Here is a 13,473-nt window from a genome sequence, read left to right as displayed (position 1 = left end):
CCTAATCGAGGTTGAGGCGGATCGCGACCGACCGCGCATGGGCATCGAGGCCTTCGGAGACCGCAAGCGCGATCGCCGCCGGGCCCAGGGTGCGCAACTGCTGCGGCCCAAGGCGCAGGATCGAGGTGCGCTTGACGAAATCGAGCACTGATAGACCGGAGGAAAAGCGGGCCGAACGCGCCGTCGGCAGCACATGGTTCGAACCGCCGACATAATCGCCGATGACCTCGGGCGTATGAGCGCCGACGAAGATCGCGCCGGCATTGCGGATGCCGTCGAGCAGCCGGTCGGGATCGGCGACGGCGAGCTCGAGATGTTCGGCTGCGATGCGATTGGCAAGCGGAATGGCCTGCTTCAGATCGGCAACGAGAATGACCGCGCCAAAATCGCGCCAGCTTGGCGCTGCCGTCTCGGCGCGGTTCAACGTCTTCAGCTGGCGTTCCACCGCCTGCTCCACCGCCTTGCCGAATAGGGCATCGTCGGTGATGAGGATCGCCTGGGCGCTGGCATCGTGCTCGGCCTGCGCCAAAAGGTCGGCAGCGATCCAATCGGGATTGTTGTCCTTGTCGGCAATCACCAGCACCTCGGAGGGGCCGGCGATCATATCGATGCCGACGGTGCCGAAGACGTGGCGCTTGGCGGCGGCGACATAGGCATTGCCGGGGCCGGTGATCTTTGCGACCGGTGCGATCGTCTCGGTGCCATAAGCGAGAGCGGCGATCGCCTGAGCGCCGCCGACACGGTAGATCTCGGTGACGCCGGCAAGCCTGGCGGCGGCGAGCACCGCCGGATTGACAGCGCCGCCGGTGGCGGGAACGGCGATGACGATGCGGTCGACCCCGGCGACCTTGGCCGGCACCGCATTCATCAGCACCGAGCTCGGATAGCTCGCGGTGCCGCCCGGAACATAGAGCCCGACCGCCTCGATCGCCGTCCAGCGCGAGCCGAGACCGACGCCCATGTCGTCCTCGTAAATATCGTCCTTCGGCAGTTGGCGGCGATGGTGGCTCTCGATGCGCAAGGCCGCGAGCTTCAGCGCGCCCAGCACTTCGGCAGGCACCGCCTCGATTGCGGCGTCAATCTCCTCAGGCGTGACGCGCATCGGCACGGTGGCAAAATCGATGCCGTCGAATTTCAGCGAATATTCGGCCAGCGCCACATCGCCGCGCGCCCTGACATCATCGATGATAGCACGGGCGACTGAATTCACATCCTCGGACACTTCGCGCTTCGTCGTCAGAAAGGCGGCAAAATGCTGCTCGAAACCTTCCGATGCCTGATCCAGCCAGATTGCCAAGAGCTATATTCCTTCTCAACTCGAACCGCGATGTTCAAACTTCAGGCATCAAGCCCTTTAGGGGTGCCGGGGTTTGGAAGCCGCCTGCCATGCGCCGCCGATATCGGCCATCTGCACCTCGATACATTCGACGTCGAGCGCAATCGAGGCCGTTCCAGACAGCGCCAGCTCGATCGTGCCATCCGGCCCCTCGCCCTTCTTCTCGAAACGCAGCGCCAGCAGCGACAGCACCTCATCGCGTTTGCCGCGATCGACGCCGAGCGAACGGACGGCAAGCACGCGCTTGAACACCAGGGCGGCGCGGCGGCGCTCAAAACCCTTGCGCTTGCGCGCGGCACTTTCCCAGACGAAACGATTGGCGGCAAGCGCGAACTGGGCACCGCGCGGCGACCAGTCGATGTCGCCGACCTTGAAGACGCTATCCTGCATATGCGCAGAAATGATCGCGAGGTCCTCGTCATCAAGCGCAACAAGCTTCAGGTCGGTCATTCAGTCTCAATCCCCAGAGCAGGATGCCGAAAAGTGCGAGCAGTTTTCGGGCGACATCATGCTTTTGCTATTTAACGGGCATCGCCGGAATGGCGATGCGTCAGACAAGGGAAATAAGATGCTGCGACCGATTACGCAACCGGAATGAAGGTCTCTCTTACTCGCTGATGCGCTCGACGACGGCGCCGCAGCGGGTCAGCTTCGCTTCGAGCCGCTCGAAGCCGCGGTCGAGGTGGTAAACGCGGGAGACTGTGGTTTCGCCCTCGGCGGCGAGGCCGGCGATGACGAGCGAGACGGAGGCGCGCAAATCGGTCGCCATGACGGGCGCGCCGCGCAGGCGCTTGACACCCTCGATCTTCGCGGTCTGGCCGGAGAGCGTGATCCTGGCGCCGAGCCGGGCAAGCTCCTGCACGTGCATGAAGCGGTTTTCGAAGATCGTCTCGGTGACATGCGAGATGCCGGAGGAGCGGGTCATCAGCGCCATGAACTGTGCCTGCAGATCCGTGGGGAACCCCGGGAAAGGATCGGTGACAATATCGACCGGCTTGATGCCGGCGCCGTTGCGCCTGATGCGCATGCCGTTATTGGTCGCGGAGATGTCAGCGCCAGTCCGGCGCAAGGTTTCCAGCGCGGTTTCGAGCAGCGCCACATCGGTATTTTCGAGCACGACGTCACCGCCGGCCATGGCGACGGCCATGGCGTAGGTGCCGGTCTCGATGCGGTCCGGCAGGACGCGATGACGCGCGCCCGACAGCGAGGTGACGCCTTCGATGGTGATGGTCGAGGTGCCGGCGCCTGATATCTTGGCGCCCATGGCGTTCAGGCAGTTGGCGAGGTCGGCGACTTCGGGTTCACGGGCGGCGTTGCCGATGACAGTAGTGCCGCGGGCAAGGGTCGCGGCCATCATCAACACATGGGTGGCGCCGACGGAGACCTTCGGGAAGGTGTAGCGCGCACCGATCAGCCCGCCGTCGGGCGCCCGGGCATTGATATAGCCGGCATCGATCTCCATGGTCGCACCGAGTGCCGTCAGGCCGTCGATGAAGAGATCGACGGGGCGCGTGCCGATGGCGCAACCGCCCGGCAGCGAAACACGGCAATGGCCCTCACGCGCCAAGAGCGGCCCAATAACCCAGAAGGAGGCGCGCATCTTCGAGACCAGTTCGTAAGAAGCGGTGGTATCGACGATGGTGCGGCAGGTGAAATGGATCGTGCGGGCGTAGGAATCCTCCTGGCGCTCGCGGCGGCCGTTGACGGCGACATCGACGCCGTGATTGCCGAGGATGCGCATCAGAAGCTCGACGTCTGCCAAATGCGGCACGTTTTCCAGCGTCAGCGTGTCACTGGTCAGAAGCGAGGCGATCATCAGCGGCAGTGCGGCATTCTTGGCGCCGGAAATCGGAATGATGCCATTCAGCTCATTACCGCCGACAATTCTGATACGATCCATGTGCGCTTACTTCCTGAAAGTTCTGCCTTGAAAGAAGGAGTGAGGTGTTTAGGGGATTTATGAAGAGGCTTCAATTCGCCCGGGACGGAACATTACGATTCGTCCATTTTTGCGGCGGGCAGCCCATTAGTTTCGTCGGCCTGGCCGGAACGGCGGGCGCGCACCTGCTGTTTGCGTCTGGAAAGATTTTCCCTGAGCTTTTCGGCGGCGCGCTCGCGGCGCAGTTTCGCCTGTGCCTCGATCGCCTCTTTACGGCTCTTCTGGCCGGCTTCGGTCTTGTCGTTCATGTCAACAGAATTAGCCGAATTCGCGCCGATCCAAAAGTCCCTTGCATCTCTATCCACGCGAAGTTGGATTTTGCGGCTTGCGCTTGTCGTCAAGCTGTGGCAATAGCCGCCCCGTTCCCGCAATTGAGCCGCCCGGCTCCGCGCGGATCTGGTCCTGCTGCCGTAGCTCAGTGGTAGAGCACACCCTTGGTAAGGGTGAGGTCGGTGGTTCAATCCCACTCGGCAGCACCAGTTTTCTTTCGGACACCATTTTCTTACGCGCCTGACTGCCCTCATCCGGCTGCCGCCACCGAGCTGGTCGAGCCAACGGTCTCGACCCGTCCTTCGGCCCGCTTGCCGGGCGGAGAGGATATGCCGCAACCTCCGTCCCTCGCGAAGCTCTCGCGTGGCACGTCCCCTCGCCCCGTTTACGGGGAGAGGGTGAGGGTGAGGGGCAGCCATCTGCACGAAGAGGACAGCATTGCAGCACAATCGGGAATTTCAGCCTCTTCGAGATAATAAGGCAGGAACGGGGATAATTCCCAGCGTTCCATCCGTTCGGCAGTTATCACGAGATCTTCATCTGGCTCGAATATGCCCTCGACGTACCATCGATTGAGACTTATCCGTGCGTAATAGGAAGCGATATCGATTCCCAATGATGGCAGCCTAACCCGCATATATTCCCGCTGCATTCTTGGGACGACTTCAGTGGAAGGGCGCGCCAGGAAAGCCTCTTCAGCGGCCCTCTCTGCGCCGTAGGCTAAAACCGGCATTGCCAGCGCCCCGCAGAGCAAAGCAGCCTGGATCAAATTTCCATCTAACCCCATATCGAGTCAGCTTTCCCGAGCATGGTAGCGGTAGCAGCGCGCAAGCGCCATACAACTTATCTGCGACTGCTCAAAAATTCCTCCGGGCGTGCACACCCAGGCGATTCGCCTCACTCAAGTCGGCATTCCGCCTATCAGCAACAGACGATTCACCATTGTTGACGGCAAAAATCGCGCTAGAATGCCTATGATGGCGGCGACCGTCCTGCGAATGGGAGGCGTCGCACCCTGTTTCTGTCGACAATCGTGGAGGAGTATCGATGGCAACTGAACGATGGAACAGCCCGGTCACGGTCGGTTTCGAGGGAGCCGATGCGCGAACGGTCAACGGGCCGTTCGATGCCCTGAAATGCCTGGCAGATTTCTGGCCGAGTTCGCGCGGGCTTCGGTACATCAAGGCCCGCAGCACCTGCCGGGCAGCGTTGGACGGTCGCAAAAGTGTGGAGGAGGCAAGAGCCGAGTTCCTGGCAGCGGCCGAAGAGGCGAAGCTGAAGCTGCATTGACGCGGCAGGGCGTCCGGCCTTTTTCAGTTTGGTCAGTAAAACTGTGCCGGGACGATACATTGTTTAATTTTCACTTAACCCTGCATCGAGCAGGCGCCGGGTTTGGGCGCAAAGGGCGTTGCGCCTGAGGCAGCTGTTTCGATAGAAAACATCCAGCCGTCATGATGACGGTCAGAGGCTCGTCATCCGGAAACGCAGGCGAGCCTCGTTTGAGCGGATCGGTTTCAGCAATCCGCGCCAGCCTCATTCTCCATCTCGATATATCCCACACCGATGATCGTGCCGTCAGCCGCGCGGATGAAGGACGGCAGGTAGTGCGGTTCTGCCGGCTCACAAGCGACGCTGCCGGTATATTCGTTAAGGGCGATCTGATCCTTCGGCAAAGCGGAATAATCCATGCCGGTTTCGAGCGAGGCATAGGCTGGGCCGGCAAAGACGCCGCAGCCGATGATCAGGGTGGACGCCCAGAGGCGAAGAAGCGTCTGCATGATGGTCTCCAGCGTTCAGGTCCGGCATTTCAACACCTGGAGGGCGCTTTGGTTCCCTCAGCGCCACAGCAGGCGACTGCGCATCGGGCAGCCCTTGGCGAAAGAGGCCGCGCTTTCCATATCTATCGGCAGTCTGAAGAGGGATGACTGCGATGAAAGCGTTTCTGTCCGCCTTGTTTGCCGGGGCATTGCTGGCCGGCTGCTCCTCGGCCGATACGGCCGCGCTCGAACCCATTCCCGGCAGCATCACCTATGGCGGCCAGCCGCGTACCAAACTCACCAAGTCGCCGGTCGGCAGCGCCGTCTACAACCAGTTCTACAATGAGACGGGCCAGCGTGTGGAGGAAACCTATATTCTCCAGCCGGACCGCAGCCTGAAACTGGTGCGGCGCGTGATCGGCCCGGATTTCCCCGATTGAGGTCCCGTGCCGCTTGACAGCGGCTGAAATCGCGAACATTCAAGGAACATCTAATCTTCTCGCAGTGATTCTGCGGGAGCCCGACCGGACGGCTGGATGTATCTCGAAAAGCTCAATCCCCAGCAGCGCATGGCCGTCGAGCACGGCACGCTCACCGACGGCAGTCATATTGCCGGGCCGCTGCTGGTCATTGCCGGCGCCGGCTCCGGCAAGACGAACACGCTGGCACATCGCGTCGCCCATCTGATCGTCAAGGGCGCCGATCCGCGCCGCATCCTGCTGATGACCTTCTCGCGCCGGGCAGCCGCCGAGATGGCGCGGCGCGTCGAGCGCATCTGCCGTGATGTGCTGGGTTCGAATGCCGGCATCATGGCCGATGCGCTCAACTGGTCCGGCACATTCCACGGCATCGGCGCGCGGCTGCTGCGCGATTATGCCCAACAGATCGGCCTCGATGCCGATTTCACCATTCACGACCGCGAAGACAGCGCCGATCTGATGAACCTCATCCGGCACGATCTCGGCTTCTCGAAGACGGAAAGCCGCTTTCCGTCCAAGGGCACCTGCCTTGCCATCTATAGCCGGACGGTGAATTCGGAGACCGCGCTCGATCAGGTGCTGCGCGACGCCTTTCCCTGGTGCGCGACATGGGAGCAACAGCTGCGTGAGCTTTTCGCCTGCTATGTCGAGGCGAAGCAGGCTCAGAACGTGCTCGATTACGACGACCTCCTGCTCTACTGGGCGCAGATGGTCGGCGAGAGCGTGATTGCCGAGGATATCGGCAGCCGCTTTGACCATGTGCTCGTCGATGAATATCAGGACACCAACAGGCTGCAGGCCTCGATCCTGCTAGCACTCAAGCCGCAGGGACAGGGGCTGACGGTCGTCGGTGACGACGCGCAGTCGATCTACTCCTTCCGCGCGGCGACGGTGCGCAATATCCTTGATTTTCCCGCCGCCTTCAGCCCGGCCGCCGATATCGTCACACTCGATCGCAATTACCGCTCGACGCAGCCGATCCTGGCGGCTGCCAATGCCGTCATCGATCTCGCCTCCGAGCGCTTCACCAAGAATCTCTGGACCGAGCGGCAATCGGCGGAGCGGCCGCGCCTGGTTTCTGTGCGGGACGAGGCCGAGCAGGCGCGTTATGTCGCCGACAAGGTGCTCGACAATCGCGAGGAAGGCCTGAAGCTCAAGCAGCAGGCCGTGCTCTTCCGCGCCGCCCATCACAGCGGGCCGCTGGAGGTCGAGCTGACCCGGCGCAACATTCCCTTCGTCAAGTTCGGTGGCTTGAAGTTTCTTGATAGCGCGCATGTCAAGGATATGCTCGCCGCCCTTCGCTTTGCGCAAAATCCGCGCGACCGGGTGGCGGGATTCCGGCTGATGCAGATCCTGCCGGGGGTCGGGCCGTCGACGGCGCAGAAGGCGCTCGATCTGATGGCCGAGGATGCGAGCCCGTTGTCTGCTCTGGCGTCTATGCCGGCGCCGCCACGCTCCGGCGAGGACTGGACCGCCTTCGTTTCGATGCTGCAGCAGCTGAAATCCGGCAAGGCCGGCTGGCCGGCGGAAATTGGGCTGGCGCGGCAATGGTATGCGCCGCATCTGGAGCGGCTGCACGAGGACGCTTCGACACGGCAGGCCGATCTGTTGCAGTTGGAGCAGATCGCCGAGGGTTATGCCTCCCGCGAACGTTTCCTCACCGAGCTCACGCTCGATCCGCCGGATGCGACCAGCGATCAGGCCGGCGTGCCGCTTCTCGACGAGGACTATCTCATCCTGTCGACCATCCATTCCGCCAAGGGCCAGGAATGGACGAAAGTCTTCATGCTGAACGTCGTCGACGGCTGCATCCCCAGCGATCTCGCCGTCGGCGCCACCGCCGAAATCGAGGAAGAACGCCGGCTGCTCTATGTGGCGATGACGCGCGCCCGCGACGGTCTCGACCTTGTCGTGCCGCAACGCTTCTTCACCTATGGGCAGAACGCCCAGGGCGACCGGCACGTCTATGCCTCGCGCAGCCGCTTCATTCCCGCGACGCTGCTGCAGTTTTTCGAGGCCTGCAGCTGGCCGCAGGTGAAGTCGGAAGCCGCCGCACAGGCGCAAGCGCGCCAGGTGCGCATCGACGTCGGCGCCCGCATGCGCGGCATGTGGCGATAGAGTGCGTTGCATAGATCGGCTCTATGCAACGCTTTTTGGATCGGCGCTCAATAGTCCCAGAAGACCGGCACCCAACGGAAGGCTTCGCCGTCCACCGCCACCCGGCCGACGGACGGGAACGGCAGGTGCGTGGCCACCAGCTGTTCACCGGTCGCGGCCAGCTCTTGCAAAAGATCGAGGCGAACGCGAGCCGCTTCTTCGGGATCATGTTCGAAACCATTGTACCAGTCGGGGTGCTCGAACCCGACCGCGAACACGGCATCGCCGGCGAATGTCAACCTGTCGCCGCCGGACGCCAGGCGGACCACGCTATGTCCGGGAGTATGGCCGCCGGTGCGTTGGGCCACCACACCAGGCGCCACCTCGGATTGCTCGTCGAACAGCGTCAGATGACTGCCGTACTCGCTCAGGAAACGTTTTGCCATCGCCCGAAGCGCATCAGGGAAGCCGGGCGGCATGGACACGTGGCTGAAATCGGGCGCTTCCCAGAACTTCGCCTCGGCAGCCGCCACGTGAATCCTGAGGTCCGGGCGCAGTCGGTCCTTGACCCCTTCGACCAGCAGCCCGCCGATATGGTCCATGTGCAGGTGCGTCAGCACCACGTCGGTCACGGATGCCAGATCGATGCCGGCGCCTTCCAGTCGCTTGATCAACTGACCCGCGCGCGGCAAGTTCAAGTCCGGATCCAGCCCCAAGCCTGCGTCGATGAGGATGGTCTGGCCGCCGCTGCGCACCAGGACCACGTTCAGCGCCCAGTCGAAAGCGTCCTGCGGCAGGAACATATCATCCAGCCAGACCGCCCGTTCGGCCGCGTCGGCGTTGTGTCCCAGCATCGCGGTTGGAAGCGGCAGCACACCATCGCTGATGATCAGCACTTCGATTTCGCCGATCCGTACCGCGTAGCGCGACGGAACCAATTCTTCATGTTTCGGACTGCCAGGCTCCTGCTGACCAGTCGTTCGGGTTCTTGCTTCTGCCTGCGACATGATGCGCTCCTGTTTTGATCGAGAGATGTCCGTTATGGGTCACGTCGCGGACACTATGCCGAAGCGTATCTGGCGGTCGATCAGGTCAAGGGAGAGAGAAAGCTAGGCTTTAGGACAGGGCGGCCTATGGTTTCGGCGTGTCGCGCCGGAGATTTGGTATTGAAGAGACTGGCAACAGGAAGCAAAAGGCTCTCACCAGCCGCACGGTGCCGCGCATTGGGCATTCAGAGGATGACAGCGTCAGAGTGAAAGCGGCGGGTCGGCCGGTTCCAAGAAACGTTCGACCGTTTCCGTCTTCACGGCCTCGACTGATGCCGGTGACCATTTCGGATTGCGGTCCTTGTCGATGACAGCGGCGCGGATGCCTTCGAAGAAATCGGGATTATCCAGCATCTGCAGGCAGGCGCCGAGTTCGCGGCGAAGACATTCAGCGAGCGAAGCGCTGCGCCGGCCGGCCCTCAGCAGCCGCAGAGCGAGTTTCAGGCTGGTCGGCGACCGGCTGAGCAGCACCCGGCGCGTCTCGGCGGCAAACTCGCCCTCTTCCTTGGCGAGAGCCCCGAGGATTTCCTCGACGCTGTCGAAGGAAAATGTGTGGTCGATCATATCGGCGTTCTGCCGCAACCGGCTTTCCCCCAGTGGCTCGGAAAATCCCTGCAGCAGGGCATCGACTTCAGTCGACGCGCTGGCGCGCGGCAGGTCGCAAAGAGCATCGATCACCGCGTCGAGCCGCGACGAAGCGATCTGAACATCGGCAAGACCGGCATAGATCGCATCCGCAGCACCAATGTCGAGTCCGGTCAGGCCGAGCCATGTTCCGGCTTCGCCGGGTGCCTTGGGCAGCAGCCATGTGGCGCCGACATCGGGGACATAGCCGATGCCGGTTTCGGGCATGGCAAGCCGCGTACGCTCGGTGACGATGCGATGGCGGCCGTGTGAGGACAGACCGACGCCGCCGCCCATGGTGATGCCGTCCATCAGCGCGACATAGGGTTTGGGATAGACGGCAATCTTATGGTTGAGGCGGAATTCCTCGCGCCAGAAGGTTCCGGCGAGATCATCACCGGCGCGGGCGCTTTCATGCAAGGCACGGATATCACCGCCGGCACAGAAGCCGCGTTCGCCTTCGCCGGTGATTACGACGCTTGCCACATCGGATTCGGAGGCAAAGTCATGAAGGGCCTCCGTGAGCGCGCGGATCATCGGCAGCGTCAGACTGTTCAGCGCCCGCGGCCGGTTGAGCCGGATGATGCCGGCAGTGCCCCGCCGTTCGATGATCACTTCGCCGTGCTGCATGGTTCACCTCATCTGCTGCACCATGCATAGACGAGGATGCGCCATCGCTCCAGAGCATTTCAGGCCCGGCACCGATCGACTGCTCAGGCCGACAGGGACCCTCGGGCTGACGCTGCGGCTTCGCAGCGGCTCGCATAGACACCGCTCAGAAGGATGCGGCGGCAAGTGCGCGGTGGATGCTGTTCAGGTCGTCGACGTTTCTGTTCGACAGGAAGAGTTCCCAATCGAGCGAACTCTGGACGATGGTCTCAAGCGAGTCGTATCGGGGCTTCCAGTCGAGCACCTGCCGGGCGAGCGAAGCGTCGGCGACGACGCTTGCCGAATCGCCGGCGCGCCGCGGCGCCATGTGGATCTTGAAGGAATGCCCGTGCAGGCGGGTGACCATGTTCAAGACGTCGAGCACGGAATAGCCGCTGCCATAACCGCAATTGGCGACGAGCGGGCCCTTGTCTCTACGCAGGTGCTGCAGCGCTTTCAGATGCGCATCGGCGAGATCGCTGACATGGATGTAGTCGCGCACGCCGGTGCCGTCATGGGTGGGATAGTCGATACCGTAGACATGGACGCTGTCGCGCTTGCCGAGCGCTGCCTCGCAGGCAACCTTGATGAGGTGCGTGGCGCCGGAGGTCGACTGGCCGGTGCGGTGGTGCGGGTCAGCGCCGGCGACGTTGAAGTAGCGGAGGGCGACGTAGTTGAAATCGTAAGCGGCGGCGGCATCGCGCAGCATGATTTCGGTCATCAGCTTCGACTGACCGTACGGATTTTCCGGGTTGAGGGGAGCCGTCTCCTTCACCGGCAGATCGCTCTGCTGCTGGCCGTAAACGGCGGCCGTCGAGGAGAAGACGAAGTTGCGGATGCCGGCCCTGATCGAGGCGGAAAGAAGCGCACGGGTCCTGCCGGAATTGTTGTCGTAATAAGAGAGCGGATCGGCGACAGACACCGGCACGACGGCGGAGCCGGCGAAATGGATGATCGCCTCGATGTCGTTTTCGATGAAGATCTTCTTCAGGATGTCGGGGTCGGCGACGTCGCCGAGATAAAAACGCGCCTCCGGCGCCACCGCCCAGCGGAAGCCGGTGGAGAGACGGTCGAGCACGACCACATCCTCGCCGGCATCGATGAGCGCCCAAACCATGTGACTGCCGATATATCCGGCGCCGCCCGTCACCAAAACCGCCATGCCCCACACCCCGCTTCAATTTATAAGCAGGGGCATCAGGCGCCGGTTTTCTTTCCAATTTTCTTATCACGGCGCCGTTGTTAGTCTTTTGAACGGGTATGTTTGGAGTCGTGGTTAGAGGCCGATTTCGCTCTTCGCTACAGTTTTATCGATCGGCCGATTCCGGCACGAAATCATCCCGCACGGTGTGCCCCGCGCCCTCTCAGCGCTTGACGATATAGTCGCAGAGCCGCTCGGCCGCGATCGCCACCTGGGCGGGGTCGCGCAGGAAACAGGCACGCAGGAAGAGTTCGCCGCCGGCGCCGAAGGCAGCCCCGGGAGCAAGGCCGACGCCTGTCTTGTCGACGATATCGATGGCGGCGCTGCGGCTGTCGGCAACGCCGTCGATCTTCAGGAACGCATAGATCGCGCCGTCGGGCTTCAGCGTCTCGACGCGATTGGTGGCAATCAGCGCATCGCAGAGGGTATCGCGCGACCGCGCCGCCTTGGCGATGTTGGCGGCGACGAAATCATCGCCTTGATCAAGGGCTGCGACGGCGCCCTTCTGCATGAACTGCGCCACGCCTGAGGTCGAATACTGGATGAGATTTTCGAGCACCTGGCCCATTTCGGGGGGTGCCACGATCCAGCCGACGCGCCAACCCGTCATCGACCAGTTTTTCGAGAAGGAATTGACGAAGACGATCTTGTCGTCCGGCTCCATCACGTCGAGGAACGAGGCGGCGCGGCCGCCGGCGAAGTAATAGCGCGCGTAGATTTCATCCGCCATGATCCAGAGATCATGCTTGCGGGCGAGCGCCAGGATATCGCCGAGATCTTTCTTCGTCGCGGTCCAACCCGTCGGGTTGGAAGGGGTGTTGATGAAGATGCCTCTGGTCCCGGATGTGATGGCGGCTTCGACACGCCCGAGATCGACCGTCCATTTGCCGCCTTCGAACTGCAGCGGGACGCCGACGGAGCGGGCACCTGCTATTTCGAGGGCTGCGGCAATATTCGGCCAGGCGGGGGTGAGATAAACGAATTCGTCGCCAGGCGAAGTCAGCGCCTGCACGCAGATCTGGATCGCCTGCATGCCGGAGCCGGTGACATAGAAATGCTCGGCCGGAAGACGGACGGCGAAATGCCTGTCGTAATAATCCGACAGCGCCCGGCGAAGCTCCGGAATGCCGCGCTGCCAGGTATAGAAGGTCTCGCCTGATGCAAGCGCTTCCATCGCCGCCCTGCTGATGAAATCGGGGGTCGGCAGATCGCCTTCACCGACCCAGAGCGGCAACAGGCCTTCGCGGCCGCGTGCATAATTGACGACTTCGACGATCCCGCTTTCGGGCGCCGCTATGGCGCGCGGGCTGAGGCTTTTCACAATCGACATGCATATCTCCGGTTTCCGCCTTCATAGCGGATTTGCGCCGGCAAATCCCATGATAACAAGTGATCGCATATCGATTTTCGTGATGAATGGCGGCCCGCCCGACAGCGGGCCGAAGACCGATCAGAGGGCCGGGCGTTTGGCCAGCAGATCGCGGATCTCGGTCAGCAGCTGGACGTCGGCCGGCGGCGGCGGCAATTGTTCCGGCTCCTGCTTTTCCTGACGCTCGACCTGCTGGCGCAGATAGTTCACTGCCTTGACCATCAGGAAGATAATCCAGGCAAGGATCAGGAAGTTGATGAGAACGGTGAGGAAGCTGCCATAGGCGAAGACCGCCCCTTGGGCGCGGGCGGCGGCAAGTGTCGGCGCGTTGACGGCCGACGAGAGCGGCAGGAAATAATTGGAAAAATCGAAGCCCCCGAAAATGGCGCCGACGATCGGCATGATAAGGTCGTCGACCAGCGATTTGACGATGCCGCCGAAGGCACCGCCGATGATGACGCCGACCGCAAGATCCATGACATTGCCGCGGGCGATAAAGGCCTTGAACTCATTGAGCATCGGATCCGTCTCCCTTCGATCCCATTTCAGAGATATGCCGTTGTTTCGATTAGCTACATTTTCGTTGCAATTAATCAATTGGAAATCGCAATTATCTGGTGAAGTCGCCACCAGGCCTTTGACTTAAGGTGTAGATGGACGGGAATTTTCAAGGCACCTGAAATGCCTTAAGCTGACTTCGTTGCGGG

14 protein-coding genes and 1 tRNA gene are annotated in these 13,473 nt (G+C 62.2%); 4 read left to right on the top strand and 11 right to left on the bottom strand.

Translation table 11 applies throughout. From position 1 onward, the window contains the following. Position 1 precedes the first annotated feature (1 nt). From hisD to ACQ7C1_RS00340, 4 genes are all read right to left on the bottom strand, one after another. Complete coding sequence (hisD, locus tag ACQ7C1_RS00355) at positions 2–1,297, bottom strand: histidinol dehydrogenase (RefSeq protein ID WP_430956909.1); 1,296 nt, start codon at positions 1,295–1,297, stop codon at positions 2–4. Positions 1,298–1,354: 57 nt separating this feature from the next. Continuing rightward, positions 1,355–1,786, bottom strand: a complete 432-nt coding sequence (locus ACQ7C1_RS00350; RefSeq protein WP_085776874.1) for a DUF2948 family protein — start codon at positions 1,784–1,786, stop codon at positions 1,355–1,357. A 157-nt stretch (positions 1,787–1,943) separates the two neighbouring features. Next, positions 1,944–3,236, bottom strand: coding sequence for a UDP-N-acetylglucosamine 1-carboxyvinyltransferase (gene murA / locus ACQ7C1_RS00345; RefSeq protein WP_085776873.1), 1,293 nt, complete (start codon positions 3,234–3,236; stop codon positions 1,944–1,946). Between the two features lie 92 nt (positions 3,237–3,328). After that, a complete protein-coding gene (locus tag ACQ7C1_RS00340) occupies positions 3,329–3,523 on the bottom strand; it encodes a hypothetical protein (RefSeq protein WP_085776872.1) in 195 nt (64 codons plus the stop codon). A gap of 156 nt (positions 3,524–3,679) precedes the next feature. Here ACQ7C1_RS00340 and ACQ7C1_RS00335 point away from each other — a divergent pair. Next, a tRNA-Thr gene (locus ACQ7C1_RS00335) sits at positions 3,680–3,754 on the top strand. 176 nt (positions 3,755–3,930) lie between these two features. Here the strand turns inward: ACQ7C1_RS00335 and ACQ7C1_RS00330 are convergent. Continuing rightward, positions 3,931–4,332 carry a hypothetical protein gene (locus ACQ7C1_RS00330; protein WP_430956908.1) on the bottom strand — a complete coding sequence of 134 codons (402 nt, stop codon included), beginning with the start codon at positions 4,330–4,332 and terminating at the stop codon, positions 3,931–3,933. Between the two features lie 260 nt (positions 4,333–4,592). On the opposite strand from ACQ7C1_RS00330, the gene ACQ7C1_RS00325 reads away from it, so the two are divergent. Then, positions 4,593–4,835 (top strand): DUF982 domain-containing protein, encoded by a 243-nt coding sequence (locus ACQ7C1_RS00325; RefSeq protein WP_430956907.1) that lies wholly within the window; start codon positions 4,593–4,595, stop codon positions 4,833–4,835. Between the two features lie 224 nt (positions 4,836–5,059). Here ACQ7C1_RS00325 and ACQ7C1_RS00320 read toward each other — a convergent pair whose 3' ends face one another. Further along, positions 5,060–5,323: a hypothetical protein gene (locus tag ACQ7C1_RS00320; RefSeq protein ID WP_430956906.1), complete on the bottom strand. Its 264-nt coding sequence runs from the start codon at positions 5,321–5,323 to the stop codon at positions 5,060–5,062. 143 nt (positions 5,324–5,466) lie between these two features. Between ACQ7C1_RS00320 and ACQ7C1_RS00315 the strand changes: the two genes are divergently transcribed. Continuing rightward, a complete protein-coding gene (locus ACQ7C1_RS00315; RefSeq protein ID WP_430956905.1) occupies positions 5,467–5,742 on the top strand; it encodes a hypothetical protein in 276 nt (91 codons plus the stop codon). A 96-nt stretch (positions 5,743–5,838) separates the two neighbouring features. After that, a complete protein-coding gene (locus ACQ7C1_RS00310) occupies positions 5,839–7,899 on the top strand; it encodes an ATP-dependent helicase (RefSeq protein WP_430956904.1) in 2,061 nt (686 codons plus the stop codon). Positions 7,900–7,946: 47 nt separating this feature from the next. Here ACQ7C1_RS00310 and ACQ7C1_RS00305 read toward each other — a convergent pair whose 3' ends face one another. The 5 genes from ACQ7C1_RS00305 to mscL all read right to left on the bottom strand — a co-directional run bounded on the left by ACQ7C1_RS00305 (position 7,947) and on the right by mscL (position 13,285). Continuing rightward, positions 7,947–8,885, bottom strand: coding sequence for an MBL fold metallo-hydrolase (locus ACQ7C1_RS00305; protein ID WP_430956903.1), 939 nt, complete (start codon positions 8,883–8,885; stop codon positions 7,947–7,949). Between the two features lie 240 nt (positions 8,886–9,125). After that, positions 9,126–10,178: an enoyl-CoA hydratase/isomerase family protein gene (locus ACQ7C1_RS00300; protein ID WP_430956902.1), complete on the bottom strand. Its 1,053-nt coding sequence runs from the start codon at positions 10,176–10,178 to the stop codon at positions 9,126–9,128. 145 nt (positions 10,179–10,323) lie between these two features. Then, positions 10,324–11,358, bottom strand: a complete 1,035-nt coding sequence (gene galE / locus ACQ7C1_RS00295) for a UDP-glucose 4-epimerase GalE (protein ID WP_183705945.1) — start codon at positions 11,356–11,358, stop codon at positions 10,324–10,326. A gap of 202 nt (positions 11,359–11,560) precedes the next feature. Next, positions 11,561–12,727, bottom strand: coding sequence for a pyridoxal phosphate-dependent aminotransferase (locus tag ACQ7C1_RS00290; protein ID WP_183705947.1), 1,167 nt, complete (start codon positions 12,725–12,727; stop codon positions 11,561–11,563). A 120-nt stretch (positions 12,728–12,847) separates the two neighbouring features. Then, positions 12,848–13,285, bottom strand: coding sequence for a large conductance mechanosensitive channel protein MscL (gene mscL, locus ACQ7C1_RS00285; protein WP_183705949.1), 438 nt, complete (start codon positions 13,283–13,285; stop codon positions 12,848–12,850). Between the last annotated feature and the right edge of the window lie 188 nt (positions 13,286–13,473).

The sequence above is a fragment of the Rhizobium sp. Nf11,1 genome, assembly GCF_050587665.1.
Classification (GTDB): domain Bacteria; phylum Pseudomonadota; class Alphaproteobacteria; order Rhizobiales; family Rhizobiaceae; genus Rhizobium.
Note: the sequence above shows the minus strand (reverse complement) of the source record. Positions and strands in the feature narration are given on the sequence as shown.

Excerpts from the sequence above, each read along its gene's own strand:
- ACQ7C1_RS00350 (WP_085776874.1), bottom strand. The coding sequence starts at position 1,786 with ATGACCGACCTGAAGCTTGTTGCGCTTGATGACGAGGACCTCGCGATC.
- murA (WP_085776873.1), bottom strand. The coding sequence starts at position 3,236 with ATGGATCGTATCAGAATTGTCGGCGGTAATGAGCTGAATGGCATCATT.
- ACQ7C1_RS00340 (WP_085776872.1), bottom strand. The coding sequence starts at position 3,523 with ATGAACGACAAGACCGAAGCCGGCCAGAAGAGCCGTAAAGAGGCGATC.
- ACQ7C1_RS00330 (WP_430956908.1), bottom strand. The coding sequence starts at position 4,332 with ATGGGGTTAGATGGAAATTTGATCCAGGCTGCTTTGCTCTGCGGGGCG.
- ACQ7C1_RS00325 (WP_430956907.1), top strand. The coding sequence starts at position 4,593 with ATGGCAACTGAACGATGGAACAGCCCGGTCACGGTCGGTTTCGAGGGA.
- ACQ7C1_RS00320 (WP_430956906.1), bottom strand. The coding sequence starts at position 5,323 with ATGCAGACGCTTCTTCGCCTCTGGGCGTCCACCCTGATCATCGGCTGC.
- ACQ7C1_RS00315 (WP_430956905.1), top strand. The coding sequence starts at position 5,467 with ATGACTGCGATGAAAGCGTTTCTGTCCGCCTTGTTTGCCGGGGCATTG.
- ACQ7C1_RS00310 (WP_430956904.1), top strand. The coding sequence starts at position 5,839 with ATGTATCTCGAAAAGCTCAATCCCCAGCAGCGCATGGCCGTCGAGCAC.
- ACQ7C1_RS00305 (WP_430956903.1), bottom strand. The coding sequence starts at position 8,885 with ATGTCGCAGGCAGAAGCAAGAACCCGAACGACTGGTCAGCAGGAGCCT.
- ACQ7C1_RS00300 (WP_430956902.1), bottom strand. The coding sequence starts at position 10,178 with ATGCAGCACGGCGAAGTGATCATCGAACGGCGGGGCACTGCCGGCATC.
- galE (WP_183705945.1), bottom strand. The coding sequence starts at position 11,358 with ATGGCGGTTTTGGTGACGGGCGGCGCCGGATATATCGGCAGTCACATG.
- ACQ7C1_RS00290 (WP_183705947.1), bottom strand. The coding sequence starts at position 12,727 with ATGTCGATTGTGAAAAGCCTCAGCCCGCGCGCCATAGCGGCGCCCGAA.
- mscL (WP_183705949.1), bottom strand. The coding sequence starts at position 13,285 with ATGCTCAATGAGTTCAAGGCCTTTATCGCCCGCGGCAATGTCATGGAT.